The sequence below is a fragment of the Bythopirellula sp. genome (assembly GCF_041737835.1).
Classification (GTDB): Bacteria; Planctomycetota; Planctomycetia; order Pirellulales; family Lacipirellulaceae; genus Bythopirellula.
Map to the genome: position 1 here is coordinate 1 of NZ_JBGSQY010000031.1, position 19802 is coordinate 19802.

The 19802-nt window shown below is 52.3% G+C and carries 17 protein-coding genes; 5 read left to right on the forward strand and 12 right to left on the reverse strand.

Going from position 1 to position 19802, the window contains the following annotated elements; translation table 11 throughout:
• The coding region (locus AC6T8Q_RS09320) for a hypothetical protein (protein WP_500678815.1) at positions 1 to 1069 on the forward strand (1069 nt) is incomplete at its 5' end.
• Positions 1070 to 1773: 704 nt separating this feature from the next.
• On the opposite strand, the gene AC6T8Q_RS09325 is transcribed toward AC6T8Q_RS09320, so the two are convergent.
• The 4 genes from AC6T8Q_RS09325 to AC6T8Q_RS09340 all read right to left on the reverse strand — a co-directional run bounded on the left by AC6T8Q_RS09325 (position 1774) and on the right by AC6T8Q_RS09340 (position 5397).
• Positions 1774 to 2457, reverse strand: coding sequence for a DUF642 domain-containing protein (locus AC6T8Q_RS09325; RefSeq protein ID WP_500678816.1), 684 nt, complete (start codon positions 2455 to 2457; stop codon positions 1774 to 1776).
• Positions 2458 to 2918: 461 nt separating this feature from the next.
• Positions 2919 to 3317 carry a hypothetical protein gene (locus AC6T8Q_RS09330; protein WP_500678817.1) on the reverse strand — a complete coding sequence of 133 codons (399 nt, stop codon included), beginning with the start codon at positions 3315 to 3317 and terminating at the stop codon, positions 2919 to 2921.
• Between the two features lie 314 nt (positions 3318 to 3631).
• The gene (locus AC6T8Q_RS09335; RefSeq protein WP_500678818.1) at positions 3632 to 5050 is read right to left on the reverse strand and encodes a DUF1254 domain-containing protein; all 1419 of its coding nucleotides are present in this window, start codon (positions 5048 to 5050) and stop codon (positions 3632 to 3634) included.
• A 134-nt stretch (positions 5051 to 5184) separates the two neighbouring features.
• Positions 5185 to 5397: a hypothetical protein gene (locus tag AC6T8Q_RS09340; protein ID WP_500678819.1), complete on the reverse strand. Its 213-nt coding sequence runs from the start codon at positions 5395 to 5397 to the stop codon at positions 5185 to 5187.
• A gap of 774 nt (positions 5398 to 6171) precedes the next feature.
• Here AC6T8Q_RS09340 and AC6T8Q_RS09345 point away from each other — a divergent pair.
• The 4 genes from AC6T8Q_RS09345 to AC6T8Q_RS09360 all read left to right on the forward strand — a co-directional run bounded on the left by AC6T8Q_RS09345 (position 6172) and on the right by AC6T8Q_RS09360 (position 8846).
• On the forward strand, positions 6172 to 6501 hold the full coding sequence (locus tag AC6T8Q_RS09345; RefSeq protein ID WP_500678820.1) for a hypothetical protein: 330 nt from the start codon (positions 6172 to 6174) through the stop codon (positions 6499 to 6501).
• A complete protein-coding gene (locus AC6T8Q_RS09350) occupies positions 6498 to 7112 on the forward strand; it encodes a Shedu anti-phage system protein SduA domain-containing protein (RefSeq protein ID WP_500678821.1) in 615 nt (204 codons plus the stop codon). Before AC6T8Q_RS09345 ends, AC6T8Q_RS09350 begins: the two co-directional genes overlap by 4 nt.
• A gap of 86 nt (positions 7113 to 7198) precedes the next feature.
• Positions 7199 to 7897: a toll/interleukin-1 receptor domain-containing protein gene (locus AC6T8Q_RS09355; RefSeq protein ID WP_500678822.1), complete on the forward strand. Its 699-nt coding sequence runs from the start codon at positions 7199 to 7201 to the stop codon at positions 7895 to 7897.
• Between the two features lie 184 nt (positions 7898 to 8081).
• Positions 8082 to 8846 carry a hypothetical protein gene (locus tag AC6T8Q_RS09360; protein WP_500678823.1) on the forward strand — a complete coding sequence of 255 codons (765 nt, stop codon included), beginning with the start codon at positions 8082 to 8084 and terminating at the stop codon, positions 8844 to 8846.
• Between the two features lie 141 nt (positions 8847 to 8987).
• Here the strand turns inward: AC6T8Q_RS09360 and AC6T8Q_RS09365 are convergent, their stop codons facing one another.
• The 8 genes from AC6T8Q_RS09365 to AC6T8Q_RS09400 form a co-directional block, all read right to left on the reverse strand.
• Entirely contained in the window at positions 8988 to 12416 is a 3429-nt protein-coding gene (locus AC6T8Q_RS09365) for a DEAD/DEAH box helicase (protein ID WP_500678824.1), read from the reverse strand.
• A complete protein-coding gene (locus tag AC6T8Q_RS09370; protein ID WP_500678825.1) occupies positions 12403 to 13164 on the reverse strand; it encodes a Hachiman antiphage defense system protein HamA in 762 nt (253 codons plus the stop codon). Before AC6T8Q_RS09370 ends, AC6T8Q_RS09365 begins: the two co-directional genes overlap by 14 nt.
• A gap of 41 nt (positions 13165 to 13205) precedes the next feature.
• Positions 13206 to 14045, reverse strand: coding sequence for a hypothetical protein (locus AC6T8Q_RS09375; protein ID WP_500678826.1), 840 nt, complete (start codon positions 14043 to 14045; stop codon positions 13206 to 13208).
• A gap of 251 nt (positions 14046 to 14296) precedes the next feature.
• Positions 14297 to 15160, reverse strand: a complete 864-nt coding sequence (locus tag AC6T8Q_RS09380; protein WP_500678827.1) for an ATP-binding protein — start codon at positions 15158 to 15160, stop codon at positions 14297 to 14299.
• Positions 15157 to 15711 carry a hypothetical protein gene (locus AC6T8Q_RS09385; RefSeq protein WP_500678828.1) on the reverse strand — a complete coding sequence of 185 codons (555 nt, stop codon included), beginning with the start codon at positions 15709 to 15711 and terminating at the stop codon, positions 15157 to 15159. Before AC6T8Q_RS09385 ends, AC6T8Q_RS09380 begins: the two co-directional genes overlap by 4 nt.
• A complete protein-coding gene (locus AC6T8Q_RS09390) occupies positions 15708 to 16997 on the reverse strand; it encodes a dsDNA nuclease domain-containing protein (RefSeq protein WP_500678829.1) in 1290 nt (429 codons plus the stop codon). Before AC6T8Q_RS09390 ends, AC6T8Q_RS09385 begins: the two co-directional genes overlap by 4 nt.
• Positions 16998 to 18218 (reverse strand): restriction endonuclease subunit S, encoded by a 1221-nt coding sequence (locus tag AC6T8Q_RS09395; protein WP_500678830.1) that lies wholly within the window; start codon positions 18216 to 18218, stop codon positions 16998 to 17000.
• Positions 18215 to 19795, reverse strand: coding sequence for a class I SAM-dependent DNA methyltransferase (locus AC6T8Q_RS09400; RefSeq protein ID WP_500678831.1), 1581 nt, complete (start codon positions 19793 to 19795; stop codon positions 18215 to 18217). Before AC6T8Q_RS09400 ends, AC6T8Q_RS09395 begins: the two co-directional genes overlap by 4 nt.
• Positions 19796 to 19802 lie beyond the last annotated feature (7 nt).

The window sequence follows — 19802 nt, forward strand, 5'->3', positions numbered from 1 at the left end:
AAATATCGACGTTGATTCTTCTTTTGGGCGCGGATCAATCAGTCTCTCTGCCCTCGCCACTCTCCAATACACAGGTGACACTACTAGTACAGATCGAAGCATTCAACTTGATGTGGGTATTGAAACTTTAGGAAACATTGAAGTCACTCAGATCGCCACGAAACTTACGCTTGCCGGTGATCTCACCGGAAGCGGTGGTTTAAGAAAGACAGGTGCTGGAACTCTCAATCTGGCCACTGCGGGAACCTATTTGTCCGGCACGATTGTGAATGACGGCACGCTCGCGGTAAACAATGTCACAGATTCTGCCACCGGGCCTGGACCAGTGATCGTTAATAACAGCGGGACTCTCACTGGCGAGGGCTCTGTATCCGGCCACGTCGAGATTCACGGTGGTGGTATACTTTCACCAGGTAACATCGTTGAATCACTCGAAGTAGGAATGCTTACGTTTCATACGGGTGCTAAATTAAGGCTGGAAGTCAATAATCCTACAGGACTTATGGGCTCTTTGGATGGTTGGGATGCTGTAATTGCCTCCGGATCAATCGCCTTCGACGCAGCCGCTGAAGTAGAAATAGATATTACGTCACTCGCGTCAGGTGATGTAGTCGGCACACTCGATGATTTTGACCCGACAACGGAGTACACTTGGCCGTTTGCCACCGCCGCGGGTGGAATAGCCGGTTTTGAGAACGTCACCTTCCTGATCAACGACGCGCAATTCGCTGCCGCCAACGGCATCCCCACCGGCCGCTTCAGCGTTGTCCAAAACACTGCCCTGAGTCTCGCTTTGCAGTTTGCTCCTTTCGAAAAGGGCGACTTCGATTTCGATGGTGACGTCGATGGACGAGACTTCCTCGCATGGCAACGTAATTCAGAAGTCGGCGATTTGGCGGATTGGCAGACAAACTACGGTACACCGCCGTCGCTCGCGACTCCATTGTCCGTGCCCGAGCCCACGGCACTGATCGTGTTCTTATCCATGGCTGGAGGAGTATCGCTAGGTCGCATAGGTTCTCGCTCTAGGGGTATTACCGTAGCCAGTAGATTAACAACAAAAGCCTAGAAGGTTTCTGTCGTGTTCGCATCCTGTAAGAGTGGAGTGAAATTTCGCGGCCGAAATACATTTCGGTTAGCGGAGCTAGTGACGAGGCATTCTAAAGCTGGAACCGAGTATCATTTCTAGATCTACCTAATGTGGGCGTGTCATTTGTTACAAAGAAGCTTGGATAACAGGTCAAGGGGTGAAGTTGATGGTAACAATCAGAAGGATCAAGAATCAGTGAGTCTGTGGAGTAGGCGAGACGACAGACATACTGACTAGGGTGTTGAGTATTGAATACAGCCTAAGAATATCAGTTCGGCATAAAGTGATTCAGCAGAATCACTTGCGATAAGAAGTGCCTACTTAAATGGCTGCTCGCAAGTCCCTGATTAAGAGTCCGGGAGCCTTACGAAAATCCCTCGAAAAATAGGGGTCTCCGATTCCAATTTTAGCAAACAATGCGTGTACGAACAGTCCAGGCGTGTACCGAGGCGTGTACCAGTTCAAGCGGCAGAAGTGCAGACACTAATGACGGTTCGTCATGTGCGCGCAACAGTCACCACATCTCACCGAGAGCTGCGTCCCCAAAAAGGGTGGCTTTTCGGTTTGTCTGACGCGTTGACGAGTTGATGAGACTAACCGCCGTTTGCGTGTCGACGGTGGTGCTCACGGACCTGGCACGCAAGACCGTGGCACGGCGAACGGTGGATGTGCTGGCAACGTGTTTAGCGTCCGCCGCGGGCCTTTCGACGCCGCGCGTGGGCTCCCACTGCGCCACAGCCCAAAGCAGAGAGCAACAAAATGAATGACGACGGCTCCGGGACTCCTTCGACGACAACGTTATCGAACCCGCTCAGAAAATTGTTGCTCGCTCCGCCGTTATAAAAAGTTAGACTCGTTGAGCTCCCCGTGGCCACAAATGGCACAACGAATTGCATCCAGTCGAGATGATTCGACGGCGCATTCGGGTTTGTGAAATGTGTTCGAGTGCCCCCGTTGATGCTTAGATCGATCGTCGACGGGAAAAAGAAATTGTTAACGTTATCATCCGCCGACCCAACATAGAAACTAATCGTATATTGACCGCCCATAACAGTGGCAATATTTTGGGTCACGCCGCTGCTCTGGGAATTCGAAGCATTTCCGGCCAAATCGATCCATTGCTGGCCATTCTGGGCATTGAATGTGACGCCACTCTGCGCAAATGACGTGCTGACCAAAGCCACCGAATCAGCCCCAACACCTGCGACCGTCCACCCCGTGATCGCCGTGGAGCCCGCCCCATAAATGGCCGTTCCTCCCGCCGTCACGACCGGCGTTTCAAACGAACCGTTCACAATTAAGTTCGCACAAGCTGGCGTCGCAACGGCCGCTATCAGGCAGAATGCCAAAAATCGCAGAAGACCCATCATTAACTCCCCTTCGATTGATGTTCGATCACGAATACTAAACCGACATTTCCCATTTGGGTTGAGCCTGGAACCATCCAGGCTCGGACTGGCTTCGATTGTAGCATCGCGCTCCCCGCCCCGCCTCTAGCGCGCAGTGGATTGTTCTCCATTTCTAGTCCACGGCACCGGTTTCTGAGTTCCCACGGCAGGAGCTATGTCCCTAATGGTGCTTTTCTGCCCTGCTCAAGTCTCGGCTTCGGTCTCCCGTAAATGGTTGGTTTGTTGGCACTTGTCGCAGTGAGTCCAAGTTGCGGCCAAGTGCGCAGCGGAGACACATATTGAAGCTGTCAACATCTTAGCGTTCAGCTGCGTAATGGGGGCGTGTCATTACGGTTGAATTTTCGAGCGAAATGACGGTTCGTCATTTGCGCGCAATACTAAAACAACGCAACACGGGGCCGCGTTCCGAAAAACGGTCGTTATTTAGAACTGCTTGTCGTTGCCATCACACCCCCAATCATGCCTGCGAGGGCGCCCGCGATGACGACCACTGCGATGGCCCAAAATGCCAGCGTGCTCGGCGCCCCCGGATCTCTCGCGCTCGATAGAGCTACCACGGCCAGACCGACAGCGAATCCCAAGACAGCCCCACCGCATAAGCCGATGAATCCCCTCAATGCAACGGCTCTCCCCGGTCGACTGCCAACTGCGGCGCTCAGCCCACCGGCGATTGCGCCGACAAGAGCCGAGAAAATCACCATGTACATGCCCGCCATTTCCCAATGAAAGACAGGACCCTTCATGGCCACTACGACGGAACTCGTCACGCCGCCGACCAACAATCCGGCTACCGTCGCCAGGACGATACGCATGGGCATAGTCAGATCCTTGTGCGCAAGATTAGCCACATCATTTTAAGCTCGACCATTTCTCTGTCACAGGCCCCCGCGGGTCGCAAAGTGAATGCAAGATCGGCGGTTTAGGCACACGGCTTTTCTTCTGCGGGGACATCGTCTGTTCGTCCTGGTAATCGAGTCTAAATCGGTGGGTTGTTGACCAATGTAACGCGTTGATGAATTGATGGGACTTTCTACGCGGCTCGCGTCGCCGGAGACGCCAACTAGCCGAATCGTAAAAAGGTCGCAGGCCGCCTCGTGAGAGACGGCCCGCGCGTTTTACGAGCGAAGTGCGGTTACTTGACTTTGGTCACCGCCGGAATCTTCCAACTGCCGTCGAGGATCGAAGGCGATTTCTCTGTCGGCCAGTACAGACGGAGCATCGGAATGAACCCACCTGCGGGGGCCGGAAGCCAATTGGATTCTTTCTCAGGACCAGGGCTTTCGTGCTGAAGGTAGAGGTCCACCGAGCCATCGGTATTCTTCTTGAGGTCGTTGCGGGCGCTGAGTGTATAGCGGTTGAGCGGGTTGTCCACGAAGAAGTAATCCGCGTTATACATCGTCAGCGACCAGAAACCATTCACGGGCGGAAGTTGCCCCTTCGGGAAGTGCATGACGTACTGGTTCGCGCCCGTGTAAGGCTTGCCCTCGGTATCCATTTCCGACGTCGGATAGACGGCGTCCTGCGGACGATTCGCGCCAAGCCCGATGGCGGTGACCAGTGCGCGCTGGAGATAGTCCGTGCCATAGAGGCCGGTCTTCGTAGTGAACGTCCAGCTGTTGACGTCTTCCCCGGCATTCTTGAAGTGGGCCATGATTTTTCCGAAGCCCACTGTTGGCACATCCTTGAGCGCTGTTTGGACTGCCGGTTCGAGTTGGCCGAAGTCGAATGGCGCACCTGGCTTGATGCCAAGCTTCGCCATCTTTGCGATGAGAGGAGCATCCGCTTCCGCAGGGGGATTGTCCTTCATCAAAGCGGCCAGCAGATTGAAGTAGGCGGCGGTATCGAGGGCGTTCACCTGGTCCCGCACGGCTGTCTTCATATCAATGTCGGCGTCCACTTTTCCCGGCGGCGGCGTGTAGGGCTTGCCGTAAGAACTCAACGGCACGATGGAGATTTCATCCTGCATCTTGTGAACCTTGGCGTAGTCCTCCGGCGTGCCAGTGCAATAGATGCGGCCCAGCACCCAGACGAGGCTGGTGGGTGATTTGTATTCCTTGACCCCCTGGGAAATTTCGCCTTTCCAGCCTGGTCCGGTGATGGCGTATTTCTGCGGTCCCGTGCCGGTCGTGCGCTTGCCGGGCACTTGGAAGACATCCGTCCAAGCGTCGAGCATCGGGAAGAGGTAATACCGGTCCTGCGCATCGGGCAGGCTCAGGACCCACGGCTCCTTGCCGACGTCGATCCAGGCCGTGGTGTAGAGCGTGTCCGCGTTGGGCGCGGTGACATCTTTGTAATCCGCCGTGGGATAAGCGCGGACCCGGAGTAGATGCCCCATGGGCGCCCGCGTGGCTTCCGGTTCGGCGACGTTGGTCATTACGCGCCGGGTCATCTCCATCGTGACCAGGGAGTAGCCGTAGATGTAGGCTTCTTCGGCGATCTGTTGCGCTTCAGCGGGTTTGATGTCCGCGGCATACGCCGGGAAAGTAGCGCAGAAGAGCACCGTCGCAGCGGTCAGCAGCGACAAGCCTCTAGTGATCAGATTTCGTTTCATTGTTTTGTCTTTCTGTCGTTGTTTTTTTATTTGTAGTGTCTGAAATCCAATATTGAACGGAGCCTGGAACCGCTCCGGGCTTGGACTGGTACTTATTCTACCGAGCTGCACCTACCGTGTCTCACGCGTGGGGATTATTTGCCCACGACCTTTAAATCCGAGCACCCCACGCTGGAGTGATGGCCTTCAACGCCTTTCGGGCCTCGGCAGAAGGCTCGCCCCGGGGTCACAATCGTTGGTTTCTCGGCACCAAACGCGTCAACGCGTTTCGCCAACGAATCTTCGGTCCGCAACGTTTCAAAACTCGTCTCGGGAATCAAAGTGCCATCAAACGTAGTTTCTGACACAGCTCTTCGGGGTCTCGTCGCCAAGTTGCGCACCGGAGACGCACTTTGAGGCTGCAAACATCTTAGCATCCAGCTGTCTAAGGTGGGCGTGTCATTTGTTACAAAGAAGCTTGGATAACTGGTCAAGGGGTGCAGTTGATGGAAACAATCAGAAGGATCAAGAATCAGTGAGTCTGTGGATGAGGCGTTCCCGACAGACATACTGACTATGGCTTTGTGTCGCGGATGGAACCTAAGAATATTAGTTTGGCATAAAGTGATTCAGCAGAATCACTTGCGATAAGAAATGCCTACTTAGCAGGTCGCTCGCAACGGAATGATTAAGAGTAGGGGAGCCTTACGAAAATCCCTCGAAAAATAGGGGTCTACGTTTCCAATTTTAGCAGATAATGCGTGTACGAACAGCCCAGGCGTGTACTGAGGCGTGTACCAGTTCAAGCTGCAAGAGAGAGCCGACACTAATGACTGTTCGCCCTTATACAGCGTTCTAAGGGGCAGAGTTACCACTTCGACAATAGCTTGGTCGCGGAAAGAGCCGCATGAATGTCGCAATGATTTGCGACTGCGAAGGGATTGTTTAATGCTGCTAACATCTACCTGCTCACCGATTGGCTCGCAGTCGTCTCAGTATGCAACGATCTCGTCTTTCGTAGTCGGGGCATCTTAGCAGAGCGACAGTGAAGTATCTGAATCCACGTGGCTAGGATACCACGGCTTCCAGCGTCCAGAGACATTGGATTGACTAGAGGCCCGGTTATCCGAGAATGAACATATATGTCCACCACTCCTCTACCGCTGCCAGTTGTATTGAGCGACAAGGCCGATATGGCTGTTGAAGCGCTCTCGGTGAAAGACCGCGAGAAGGTCGTAACTAATTTCATGCGGTTCCAGAGTGAGGAGCACACAAACTGGATCAGCAACCATACGCACAAAGTTGCGGTTTCAAACAAGGGCTCATTATGGACGCTTCGCGTTGATCAATCCCTACGAATCCTTTACTGCATTGAACACGATGCGGTCGGTCGGCCGTACGTTCTAATTCTCGATGTCGCTCGCAAGGAAAGGTTGGAACGGTTGATTCAATCTCTCGGAGCGAATCCGTGACGAAGAGATTTCAACAGATTACTTTCGACGCGGCTGTTGCAAAGCAAGAAGTTGCTGAGTTCAAGGCTTTGCTGGATAAGAACCAGTGGCTTTCAGAAGCAAAAGATATTCTGCCCTTCTTTAAGACGCGATTGCATTTGTCTGCCCTTGTCGGATGCTGCACTCCGAATATCGTTATTCCGGATATGGTCGGCGGTGAATTTATCCTACAGGGAGACTTCCGCTGTGACTTGGCAATCGGACAGAATTCCAGGAATTCGTTTTGTATCGTCGAATTTGAGGACGCGACGGAGTTCAGCTTGTTCGAGAATTCAGATAAGGCATACCGACCCTTCTCAAAGAGATTTGAGCAGGGCATGAGTCAGATTATTGACTGGTGCTACAAACTCGAAGACATGAAAGGATCTAACGACTGCGAGAATATTTTTGGCTGTCGTGAACCGGAGTATGTGGGACTTCTCGTGACGGGCCGCTCTCAAACGATGTCTGATGCAGAGCAGAAGAGATTCAAGTGGCGTGGATTTGGCACGCATATTCGCGGCCATGCGATCTTTGCTCTCACCTTCGATGAGTTGTACGAACATGCGTACGAGCGGTTAAACCTGTGTTGAATTAAAGATGCAAGGCAGATTGGTTTCAGTGCATTTATCGTTATACCGCTAATTGAAAGAGTTATTGCAAATAGGAGGAATTCGAAATGGCTAGATGCACAGCCCCAGTGCTGGGCCATCGCACAGCGAGTGGTCGAGCGGCCTGCCCGGCATGTGGTGGCGGTGGCCGCGGTTACGGCGGCTACGGGTCGTACTCGTCCCCGTCCTACTACTCTCCATCGGGGATCAGCGGGAGCGGCCGGAGCAGTAGCGGGGGGGCCGGTAGCAGCGCTAGGCCGAGGTGGTCGCGAGCAGGTTCGACCGTGGTGTACACACCTGCCGAGGTGAGGACGCTCACGCCGGTTCGCGAAAACGTCGAGAAGCGTGCGTCCGTGCCCGAACTTCGGGACGTTTTTCTTTGCCACGCGTGGGACGACCGGAAAGGAGCCGCCAAGGAGCTCCACGATCTGCTCGAGTCTCACGGCGTCTCGGTTTGGTTCAGCGAGAAGGACGTGGCCCTCGGCACGCCGTTGCTTCGCGAAATCGACAAGGGATTGGCGAAGTCGCGAGTCGGGATCGTGCTGGTGACCCCTGCGCTACTGAGCCGTCTTCCAGAAGAGAGCATCGCCGACAAAGAGCTTTCGGCACTCTTAGCGCGTGACCAGCTCGTTCCCATCGTGCACGACACTACGTATGAAGCTCTCCGCGAAGTCAGTCCTCTACTCGGCTCACGAAGCGGCCTGAACACTTCAGAAGATACGATGGCAAATGTCGCAGCCAAGCTCGCGGAGCTGGTTGCCCTTTGACTCTGTCCCGCAACCATACCCAAACCCACGGTCTGCCCTTTTCATCTAAAAACGGAAAGTCATCTACTCCGTCTGGCTCTCCGTGGGACCCAAATATTGCAAGTCTCGATGAATGGTGGTTGAATGCGGTTTAGGCAAGCAAACGTCTTAATTCAATTCGCCTCCGCATTCTGGAGAAATGTATATGTCGATGACTGACAACGCTCGACGTGCTTTCGACAAACTCTGTTTAAGGGGTGTTACGCCGATTGAGGTGGAAGCCGGTGAAGGCAATTCTATTACGCAGTTTTATCTGCCGCATGCGGGTTATTATGGCGACACAATTTTCGCTGATATGGATGGCAATTGGATTAAAGAGGCCTGGATCAATGGCCAGTGGATAAGCCCGATGGGAATTCGTCACGATATTCACGAAATATTTGCCGAGCATAACTTGGCCCATGAGTGGCAGGATTTCGGTCGGCTTTGCATTTACGATGCAGATGCTCACGATGTAACCGGATGGCCTCATAAGGACTGCAACGATAGAGAACTTGCCCGTGTAAAGCGAAGTACTAAGAACAAAACCGTTGACTCAGACTCTGAAATGCCACCGATGAGCGATGCTGCGTTTTCAGCTTACTGCGATTTGGCTCGGATCGGAGCGCCTGTTTGGGATTGGCACAATTATTCGCATTCTTACGACCCAAAAGCGTTAGACGCCGGAACTCAGTTTGTCATGCAATGCGAGCCTAAGTTTTCTATTTATTTTGCAGACCCCCCCGAGGCAACTTACGCTAGCTTCGAAGCAACTGGAGGCCTGCGGCCTGACGTGCATAAAATCATCACGAAAAATCGGCTCACATATCGATACTACACTCACTATTCTGAAGATCCGAGATTCAATCCAAAGGAACTCGTGGCGTTTTTTGATCCGAATGCGACACCAAAAACTCGTGGTATTGCCTGAACACTTTTGATTGAATACCGAGTTGCAACTAATCAATTGTCAGAATGTTTATTATCACTTTTATGTAAAACGGCGAAGGGCTAATACCGCCGCATTTTTTTCTTCTCGTGTCTTATAGAGATTATCGCGTGTGCATTCGGTCTAATCGTCCAATTCTTGCAACCACCTCGGAATTGGCACAAGTCCAAAATGGTTCACCACAAGCTGCGTGTCTCCGTTAACTAATGCGATTCTTGTTGTGCCCTCATCGAACGGCGATTGGATTCTACCGAGCTCCTCAAAGTCATAACTATAGACAATGCCCTCGCCACCTTCCTCTGTAATAATGCGGACGCGTTCTCCAATTTCAGGTTCGATCTCAAATTCGCAATCCAACACTTCTCGGTGTCTGCCCCAGAATCCATAGCTATTACTGTTCGTGGCAACAAAACGTTGCCATGCGTACTGCTCAGATTCGGAACACACGACGGGAGGTTCATCCCCAGTGGCCCCCAACCAATCGCGAACTGCAGGAAGAGAATTAAGTTCTAAGCCAAGTTCGCGAACTAGACGACAAGCAAAAGTCCGCGACTCTAACCCTGCTTCTAGGAGTTTCGCAGCAGTTACGCATGATACTCCATAGGTTGCGCAAAGCCCGACGTAGCTCAAACGCTCGTTTTCATCCGCACCGATAACGCCGGTTCCTACAAGTATGATCCGCACTGCTTCAATAGCCCATACGAACTTGTAGACGATGCCCTCTTGGACAAACGCAATCGCTTCAGGACTGCCGATTTCGCCGAGCGGGTGGCCGCTCATCCACACTCCGATTAGAGGACGCCAGTCATCCTCCGTCCATGAGTTTGGGATGCTGCTGGGTTGAAATGGATAAATGGCGAATAAGTGGGATGCCAAGTCGGCACAAGCCTGGCCGAGCGACTCTGCATTGTTTTCGTCAACCGCATTTGCGGCATTCCAGAGTAACTCCTTTAGCGCGTCAGCCTCGGATACAATGAATGTCCCGGTGTCAGTACCAACCGTAGCGGAAAAAAATGACCGACGCTGAGCACCAGAAGTCTTGTTCCAAATATGCGTACTTCTTGCTTGCAGCAGGGCGAGCTGTCCTGCCATCTCAGTCTGCCCAATGACCTCTATACGTCGTCTCCAATAAGAACTCGCAAGAGCCGCATCCAGCTGTTGCGCTATTTCCGTCACCTCACACTCGTGATCTTCAATCAGTGCAAGAAGACCTGCATCTAGCTCGGCCAGAACAACTGACAATTGTTCAGCAATTTCGGCTTCGCCCCCGGCTAGGTCATCAATCTGTTCCTGCTGATTCAAAACATATTCTTGCAGTTCATCTTGTTCGATATCTAAGTGATGGGCTAAAAGAGTTAGACAAAGTGAGATCAACTGATACAGGCCGCTCTCCAGTTCCCGATGCCTAGCATCCCGAACTAAAGCGTGGAATTCACTAACGCGAAGTTGACGTTTCCGAGCATCCGCCTCATGGACTGGCAGCACGTAAATGCCATCAATGTCAACATATGCACGACCGACGCGGCCCGCTACGTTGGCGAACTCTTTCGGGGGGATTAGGGCGCGATTGCGCCACAATGAATGAAAAATTAGAACTCCAAATGAAAGATCAACACCTTGAGCAAGAGTGGGCGATGAGATAGCTACGTGCAGCACGCGTCGCTTAAGTAACCGCTCTATCTCTGACAAGAACGCCCGTGGCAACTGACCATGATGAACAGCGATTCCGGCTTGCAATGCAAGTATTGCAACGTGATTCTCCCCGAGCCATTCTGCTCCTACTCTCCTTGCGGTTTCTATCTCCTCGCGAGCATTTTGAGGCAAGAATGAGCGGACATATCCTTTCTGAATCGCCTTTAGAATCGACTTTGCAAAGCTCTCTACTGAGGCTCGCATTGGACAGTACACGAGAACAGAGTGCCCGTCTTCGGCGAAACGCTGGATAGCTGCACTAAGGAGTTCTGGTTTGTCATGTGGGAAGCGGTTTCGGCGGGGGGCGCGACCTGGCTCAGATTCAATGAAACGAGGGACAAAGACGTGCTCTCCATTTACCTCGTACTCAAGGCGGGCAACGTTGGTCTGCCACACAAGCGTTGCGGGTCGCTGACGTGTGGGTCGCCATGCTGATCGAAGTGCCTCGCCCTCCTGGTCGCGACGAATCCAACTTGTGAAAGAGTCGAAGGCTGCGCCCGGCGTGAAGATGGCGGAGAGGCATACAATCCGACGGGTATCGGCGTCTGCCCACCTCAGGAGTCGTTGAACGAGGATTTCATATCGTATCTCTCGCTCATTGAGGCCGATCATGTGCCCCTCATCCAGCACTATGAGTCCGACATCATCGATTACTTCACGTGATTGTCGAATCGCAAAATCCAACTTCTCCGGAGTAGCAACTACAATGTCCGCCGACATTATAGTCTCGATGTCACTCGCTCCTATGCCGCTTGCTCCATATACGCTCGTGATTGAGAACCCTAGTGGACGAAACGTCCTGGAAAGTGTCGCCTCGATTTGAGCTGAAAGAGCTCGAAGCGGCGTCACGTAGATCACTCGCCTTTGTTTTGACAAGCATCGTAAGATGCAGAGCTCTGCTATCCGTGTTTTACCGCTGCTTGTTGGTAGTGCGACAACTAAGTTGTCACTATCACCGAGTACACGGTCTGCAGCAGCCAATTGTGATGGCCAAAGATCGATTTCCGCTAAATCACGGTCGGTTAGGACATCAATGAAGTTTCGCCGAAGTAGGTCCCAGTTTCCATCAGGAGATGTCGGCAAGCGGGAATGCAAACTACGTCGCCACAAGTCGTCGATAAGATGCCATGCTAAAGTACTGCACCACCATAAAGGTACATGTCGGGCAATTTCAGATGCCTCAATGCAGACATAGAGTATCTCTAACGCCGTTGTGATCTGGCTAGCATCACCTGTGCGTAGTCCGAATTCAGCTGTGGCGATAGCTCGGTAGAAGCCTCTTTGCATTGCCGTCCGGGATGCGTCTGCCGCGTAGAAGTTAGTCGCGTCGTCGTCCAGCATACGGGCGACGCCTGCATCTTGATTGCGTTCGTCCGTAAGCCAGCTTCTGCACACACTCGCAAGCTCATTGAGCTGGCGTTGCATTAAAGCGACAAGTATTCTTTCTGCCCCAGATAAGTTGAGATCGTCGCTGTTCTCGGCCAATAGCGAGAAAGACCGCGCCGCGTAGTGACCTATATGGTAGGACGCAGCTGCTACCGTAAGGTGGAATCCTCGATCACCATCTGTCTCTCCATTCCTTACAGCTGCCTCGATCGCTTCTGCGGCGTTCTCAAAGCTGCGGTCAAGAAGTTCTGAGTCGCGGTTGAGTGTTCGTAGCCTCAGTGCACGACCGAGCAGCGTGTACCCGTGATTTAAGAGATCGTTTGTGAGGTCGGCAGAAAACTGAGGACTATCCGGAGGAAGTATGCCTTCCTTCCAGATCATTCCTCGTGCTAAACCCTTCGCCAGTAGGCGGTCGCGGGATGCAGGGTCAGTGAGAGCCGATAGCTCTTCTTCCAGCTCTTCAATGCTCTCCATCTTCATCTCCTAACCGCCCGCAGCCTTCGAATACACTTGCAACGAAAGCTCCATGATCGGCTACGCGACATCCGCAGAGCTGTAGCGAGATGCCGCGTTGTATCGGATCAGCTTGGCTAGCCAGCAAAGTGCTGGGATTATTTCCGCTCAAAGTAAAGATTAAGTGCGCTACGTCTCTCGCGCGAATTGTGGACTGCTGTAGGCTCTTGAAGATTTCCGCCTCAGCATCCCGATCTTCCTTACGCAAGAGATACTCGATGAACGCTAAAGTGCTAGGATTTGGTCGTCCGCGATATTTGCCAAGTCCATCCCTCGCTTGTTCAATCACGGCACCCGCGAGAGCAGCCCGGCTCTTTGCCTCCGCTTTTAAGACTTTTGTACGGTTGCGTGTGCGTTGAATAGCAATAACATCGTCGCCCCTCATTGCGCTACCGCGATCATCCTTAAATCGCAGCCTCTTAATCGGGACCGCAAAAGAGGTCTTCTGTGAGATGTATTCAGTAGCGAGTATTTCACCCAGGTCGCCCGACCGCTCTGTCTTGCGCTGCGGGAGCCGATGCTTCAGCACATGCTGTGATTGAGTGAATCCGCCCATCTTTTCTATGACTTCTAAGTCCACTAGATGATCAGCTACGGTTTGAATAAGCGATTCAAGTACTAAAGCCCTTCCACCGTTACGCTCCGTGAAGACGGAAATAACATCATCACGGTCTTGTTGATCAAACCAACTTGTGAACAAATCAGGCATGTGAGATATCGCCTAAGGTGTATGTGTTAACTGCGACGTTTCTACTTTCCACGATACTTCCTTATTAGAGGCGGCTCTTTATCGCTGTCCGTTCGCATGTGGCGCGATAATACAGCCACTCCCGCAGCTTTTTCGGGTGGGCAGTACTCTTTATCGATGAGAATGAATTGCGTACCTTTCAGTTCTCCAGCCGCAAGCTCGTAAAGCAATGCGTGAAAGCCTTCGAATTGCTCTCGATTTTCGCGCTCACTTATGTTCTTCATAGGCGAGTCGATTATCAGTAAAGTGGGTAGAAACGTATTCAATTCCGCCGATAGTCGGTGAATCGCTAGCGCATAGCAACACTTGAAGAGGTTCTTCTTCCCTCCGCTGCCGAGAGTTCCGAAGCTCGTGGTCGCAATCTCCCCTGTAGTTACCCCAAGAACTTCAGGTAAAAACCACGGCGGTGACATCCGCACCACGTCGTCGCTCTCAAACCCAGCCACCTTCGCTCGAAGAAGACAATCCAGGAACAATTCACCTAGTCGTTTGAGATTGCTTAAGTCTTGCTCCGCAGCTCCCCTTGCGTCCTTTAGCTCCCGGCGAATTCGGTATTCGTCCGCGCCTAGCTTATCAGCTTCTTCGTTCAATTCAACAACCCGCTGCGGCAGCGTTCTAAGCTTTCCTAAGTAGTCCTGCTCTTGTACGAGAGTGGCAATCTCTTTCTCAGCCTCCAACACCTGTGATAGATAAGCAGAGTCGTATCGAAGCATCGATTGATCGAGCGACTCGTCAACATCGTGCTTCTGTTTCAGAAGTTCGTTCCTGCGGCGCTTTAATCGAGAGACTTGCATTGTCTGAGACTGCAAGACCTCCTCTAGCTCCTTAACGCGTGAGTCCATATCGGCCTTTGCTTGTTCACCTTCATGGTCTCCATCCACAGTTAGGGAGTCATCCTGGCCACAGACGTTGCATAGGGCGTCCTCTCTTTTGGGAAGTTCTTGAACGCACCGGGGGCATTGAACAAACGCGACATCATTCAAAACAGCTCGGGCACTTCTTAGTCGCCTTACCTTAGTCGACAAAGCAAGTATCTCATTTAGATGACGCCGATCATTGAACGTCAGTTCCGACAAGTCCTGAAGGGCGATCTCTAGCGCCTCAATTTCAGAAGCCAACTGTCGCGCAGTCTTGCGGAGCTGGTCGGATGCGTGTCCTCGTAGTGCTTCTCCGTCTGCACGTGCTGCACCGGTACGCTTTCTCGCCATCTCAAGCCGTTGGTGAATCTCACCGACTTTGTGGTCGATTTCTTCAACAGATTCGATCCCCGCAGTTGTAAGCACTTCTGAGACGACTTTCGCGGCTTCGGCCGAGCGCAACTTTCGCCGACGCACTTCCTCCAACGCACTTCCTCCAACGCAACTTCCAACTCCGCAACTTTCTCTTGATGAACCCCAAGAATAGACCTTAGGACGTTACGACTTTTAAGCCGACGAAACTGCTCTTCATCGTGATCCAAATGAAAGAAACTGCTGTCCATGCTGTCTTGGTCTAAATAGCAATACCATAGCAAGTCCCTGACGCTCAGTCGCTCAAGCTCTGAATCTTCGTTTATCTGGCTGCGGCGTACTCGTGGCGGAGTGATGCCCTGGAGGTAGAAGATTAAATCGGATAGGACCTCGACGTGAGTATCCGGAATAGCAGCGCCTTTTGGAGTTCTTGCCGGAATGAGCAACTGATTGTCGTCCCATGTAGCGATGATCTGCCCTGACTCACGTTCACGAGCAAAGTTCGCTTCAACTTCTCCAATTTTTAATTCTAGAGAAACAGATACGAACTCGCTCTGTAGCGTCGGGGTCATCACAAGTTCTTTCGAGCCCAGACAATAGTCTATAAGCCGAGCGATCGTCGACTTACCAGCACCCATCTCTCCATAAAAGTACGTGAACCCTGCAAGTGGAATTTCCTCGATAGACCCTCGACACGTCAGCATTAATCTCCGTAAAAACATCTTCATAGCTCAATCTCCTCGCCCCAAGCCATGCTGCCGAGGCTAGGTATCGCCGCATAGATCGCATCTTTGAGCCATGTGCCCGACTTGTCACCCAGGCTCTTGCACAATAGCTTGCATCGCGCATCAAGATCACCGTAGTCTTCCGCTTCAGACACTCGCTGTGCTACACCAACTCCAGCCTCGGTGAGACGGACGTGTACCGTTCGGCCAACGATGTAAGTTTCGATTAGCCCTTTCGCACATAGCAATGCAATCCATTGCCGATACCGTGGGTCCCAAGGACCGTATCGGAAGCGGATCATCTTCGACTCGACGGTATCAACTTCGAAGTTGTGCATTGGAACCTGCACCGGTCGTTTTCTTGTCTTGTTGAGCAGGTCTTCTAAGTACTTGGGGTAGCGTATCAGAAAGTCGAGCTTTGCCAGCTTCATGATGCCGTCGATAGATCCCTGCCCTCGGTCGTAAGCGTGCTTCAAAAGTAAGAGAAGCCTCGCCTCATGAATCTCAGGGCTTTGCTCCGTATTGATCGCCGCACTAACAATCCGCATGCTCATGGGTCTGCCCCCACATCAAAAGCTTCGCTCCACCAGACAGAGCACCCCTCAGTGAGTAGACCTGCAACGCCAACGAGGCATTCATACTCCTGCCGGAGAACCATTTCTGCACGCTTCTCAGCAGTATCTCTTAGCCGCTGCTGCACTTCCCGATACATCACTAGGCCGTACGGAGTCGGCCCATCGTCAGACATGGCACGGGCATCATCGCAGATACCCTGCACGACGTTTTCCAGCTGAAGTTGAACGTTCTGAGCGAAGGAAGGGTCGCGCGCTGTCAGCTCAAGAAGATGTTGCTCAGCCGACAAAGTCCGGCGGCGCATGGTCTCCAGCTGATTCGCCAATCCGCCTTTTAGCAGTTTCTTTTCAAATACCGATAATGCACGCGTTGGCGCTTCGGGCAGTAGCCGGTCCATAGGTGCAAACCGAAACGGCACACCACGCCTCTGCTCGATGATCTCTAGAACGACTTCGACGGATATTTCCTTCATCTGTATGAACGGGTTGTCTGCCGGGGCACCGTTAATACAGCACCAATGCTTCGCGGGATCGTCTACAGTACGCGACGACGCGTCATAAACACGCTGAATGATTTCATCGCGAACGGCGTGAAGTGCGGAGTGCGTTAAAGAAGCACAGGATGGATGATGTGCAACATGGTTGACAGAGACAGCGGCCTCGAAATCATCCAAACTCGGCCCTTTCACATACTCAAATCGCACAAGCACAGCGAACACTTCATCAGGGGCACATTCAAATTCAGTTGCCAGCGCAGTCACGACTCCTAGGAAAGGGTCCCCCAAGTTCGCGATTGAAGTAGCGGCACGGACAGCCTCCTGAAGCCTCAGCGGAGACAAATGAAGTTTGTTAGCGGCACGTGAGTCAAGCGGAGCGTGATTGGAAACAAAATGGAATATGCCGAGGCGCGAAGGAAAACGGGCGTTAAGAGAGACACATTTTTTAATTGCTCCCTTTAAGGCGATGTGTGACAAAGTCCATGTGCCATGTTCCGGCTTTGCAGTCTTAACTTGGAAGCTATCGAACACGCCATTTCGCTTGGCAAGGAAATCATCATGATGTTCGCACCAAATACTTCTATACGGCTGCCTTTGCAATGCTGCTCCGATTAGCAAGATCGCTCCATAAGCATGTTGGTAGCGAAATCGACGTTGAACGTCATCACCTGGATCGTCGTCTTGAACGACATCTGGTGCGGCAGTTACCGGTTGCGGCAGAGAACGCTTATCCCGAGGCTTCGCACGCGATGTAGGCTTCTTCTTCGCCATCTACAGCTCCCCTCGGAAGGCACGGTCCAGGATTGACGGCAAAAGCGCGTTGACACTTAGCTCAATGGACTTTTGGCGGGTTGAGATCGCGTCAACTTTCTCCATATATGCATTCAACTCCTTAGCAATCGCGATCTGCACACCCATAGGCGCGAGCGGTATCGTGAAGTTACGGATCAATCCGAGATTGAGGTTACCCTGAGAATGCCCCCGCCCAAGGGTGTTCATTGTTGCGCTCTTCGCACCGAGCGGTGAATTAAGCCAATGGACGAGGTATTCAGGATGAATAAGATCCCGATGAGGTTTGATTAGGCAGAGGCTTACGTAGTAGGCAAAATCCAAGGGACGATCAATTAAAGCTGCTTCGCCAATCATGGCTCCGACGCGTGTCATAAGTACGTCACCAACCTCTGGCTTTCCGCGAGCAATGCATGCCCGATATAGTTCTTCGGAAACGTATTTGTGCCCTTCCGGGAGGAAGCGATACGGCTTCACGTTTTGCGCAGAAAGGAAAGGAACTCCTACATCCAGGTAATCCGGCGTTTGATGAGTGCCATCGGTAATTGCAGAAGTTATATCGCTCAATTTGGCGTTCTTCCAACCACGCGGAAGCTCTTCAGAAGCTGATCCAATGAAATGATGCTTTCGTATCGAGTTCCAGAATGCAAGAAGGTCTCTACTACTAGACTCTACAATTGCTTTAATCTCACCGTCTATTCTTCCCGCTAGGTGTTCAATCTTTGTCACTATACGGCGTTGTTCCGCTAGCGGAGGCAATGGGATTGTATGCCTCAAGAATACGTCTTCCTTCAGACGGACGCGATTTGTCGTGCCTTCGCTTGCTCGCTTACATGCATCGATGAAACTACGCGTCTTCGACAGCCATCCCAAATAATCTGATACGAGTTTCTCCGGCACAGTGTCGAAAGTCGGAAAATCGTTCGAGACAACTGCGCCGTCGAGATCGTCAGGAACGATTCCAGTGGCACCATTACGAGCGTCGATACGCGAGAGGATGAACTGGCCTGCACGAACTACTGAGCGTCGAGCTGCGGCGATCTCGCTTCCGAGCGCTATCCTTCGTTCAACAACGCCACGGCCCCACAACTTTACAGTCACCTCGCGATATTGTGTGTCTGCGGCAAGGTCCGTCGTAACATTATTTTTGCTGAGCAGCTCCCAAAGTGGCACTTCTGGAGCCCAGCCTTTGCTTGTGTTCATCCTGGTTCTCCTGCGAGTACCGCCTCGATCTCTTCTAGGATCTGGATTATCTGACGCTCCTTCTTAAGAATGTCGGCTAGGAGTTGTGCGGGAGGCAGGTGCTCCAGGGCCTCCGCGCTATTAGGGTTCTTGATGTCAAGATTACAACTGATGAGTGCTCCCTCATCGTCGTATTGCATCACATCGCTCGCCGGAATCCTCCAGGCCTGATCATTCTCTTTGCGTCTCTTCTGGGCGAACCATTTCAGGCAATCCGAAAACTCCTCAAATTGCATCGGTTTTGTTTTGGAATAATTCTTCCGACCTTCTGGAAGAGGCATTTCATAGAACCAGATGTCCTTCGTTGGCCCGCTGCGGTCGAAGAAGAGCAAATTGGTGGGGATAGCGGTATATGGCTGAAAGACACCGTTCTGCAGCCGAACAATCGTATGTAGGTTGAAGTCCTTTAGGAGAGCTTCCTTGACCCTGGCACAAACACTATCACCGAAAAGCGTGCCATTGGGTACGACGACCGCTGCACGGCCAGGCTCTTTGCCACCAACAGGACGGCGGAGTCTGCGCATGATGAGTTGCAGGAACAAGAGTGCCGTCTCGGCGGTCTGCATGTCCTGAGGGAAGCCACTCTTGATGCTCGCCTCTTCTTCACCACCAAACGGCGGATTGGTGAGTATTACGTCGACACGATCACGATCACCGATCTCGGTCACCTTCAAAGCGAGCGAGTTACCGTAGTCAATCTGCGGCGAATCCAAGCCGTGAAGCAGTAAGTTCATCTGACAAAGCAAGTAAGGGAGAGGCTTTGCCTCCTGTCCAAAAAGAGTTTTGGTTTGTAATGCTTTGCGATCTTTCGCTGTCTGCACTTGCTGCGACAAGTGGTCAAACGCTTCCACTAAAAAGCCACCCGTACCGCAAGCAGGGTCGAGAACGGTCTCACCAAGCTGAGGATCAAGAGCAGCCACCATGAACTGCACAACAGCCCTCGGGGTGTAGAACTCGCCTGAATCTCCTGCTGCGTCTCGCATCTCTCGAAGCATTGACTCGTAGAGGCGACTTAGAGTGTGGATTTCCTCACTTGAGTTGAAGTGAATGTCATCGATCTTGTTCAAAACATCTCTCAGTAGGTATCCAGACTCCATCCGATTGGTGACACCACGAAAAACGTTTGCAACGACTTCTTCTCTCCCTCGGCCGTCGGCTGATTGCAAACCGCGAAGATAAGCAAATAACCCTGGCCCTTGCTTGCCGTCAGGTCTCGTCGCTTTCTCTTGGCCAATAAATGCAAGCAATTCAGGTCCGGTCATGCCGTCATCGTTCGTAGCCCAATCCCGCCAGCGATAGGGTTTGGCAACAAGCGGGCGAAACTTCTCACCGCCCAATTGGGCTTCTTCTTCCTTAAGCTTCTCCAAGTCATCAAGAAACTTGAGGAACATGATCCACGTGAGCATCGGCAAGCGATCTAGGTCGCCATTGAGCCCTTTATCTTTGCGCATGATGTCGCGGCAAGACTTAATCAGGCTGCCAAGGGCCTGAGCGGTGGTTTGCGTCGGTGCGGCCTTCTTGGCCATTTTCTTCGCCATCTGCTAT

Coding starts and splice junctions, on each gene's coding strand:
- AC6T8Q_RS09325 (WP_500678816.1), bottom strand. CDS start 2,457: ATGGGTCTTCTGCGATTTTTGGCATTCTGCCTGATAGCGGCCGTTGCG.
- AC6T8Q_RS09330 (WP_500678817.1), bottom strand. CDS start 3,317: ATGCCCATGCGTATCGTCCTGGCGACGGTAGCCGGATTGTTGGTCGGC.
- AC6T8Q_RS09335 (WP_500678818.1), bottom strand. CDS start 5,050: ATGAAACGAAATCTGATCACTAGAGGCTTGTCGCTGCTGACCGCTGCG.
- AC6T8Q_RS09345 (WP_500678820.1), top strand. CDS start 6,172: ATGTCCACCACTCCTCTACCGCTGCCAGTTGTATTGAGCGACAAGGCC.
- AC6T8Q_RS09355 (WP_500678822.1), top strand. CDS start 7,199: ATGGCTAGATGCACAGCCCCAGTGCTGGGCCATCGCACAGCGAGTGGT.
- AC6T8Q_RS09360 (WP_500678823.1), top strand. CDS start 8,082: ATGTCGATGACTGACAACGCTCGACGTGCTTTCGACAAACTCTGTTTA.
- AC6T8Q_RS09365 (WP_500678824.1), bottom strand. CDS start 12,416: ATGGAGAGCATTGAAGAGCTGGAAGAAGAGCTATCGGCTCTCACTGAC.
- AC6T8Q_RS09370 (WP_500678825.1), bottom strand. CDS start 13,164: ATGCCTGATTTGTTCACAAGTTGGTTTGATCAACAAGACCGTGATGAT.
- AC6T8Q_RS09375 (WP_500678826.1), bottom strand. CDS start 14,045: ATGGACTCACGCGTTAAGGAGCTAGAGGAGGTCTTGCAGTCTCAGACA.
- AC6T8Q_RS09380 (WP_500678827.1), bottom strand. CDS start 15,160: ATGAAGATGTTTTTACGGAGATTAATGCTGACGTGTCGAGGGTCTATC.
- AC6T8Q_RS09385 (WP_500678828.1), bottom strand. CDS start 15,711: ATGAGCATGCGGATTGTTAGTGCGGCGATCAATACGGAGCAAAGCCCT.
- AC6T8Q_RS09390 (WP_500678829.1), bottom strand. CDS start 16,997: ATGGCGAAGAAGAAGCCTACATCGCGTGCGAAGCCTCGGGATAAGCGT.
- AC6T8Q_RS09395 (WP_500678830.1), bottom strand. CDS start 18,218: ATGAACACAAGCAAAGGCTGGGCTCCAGAAGTGCCACTTTGGGAGCTG.
- AC6T8Q_RS09400 (WP_500678831.1), bottom strand. CDS start 19,795: ATGGCGAAGAAAATGGCCAAGAAGGCCGCACCGACGCAAACCACCGCT.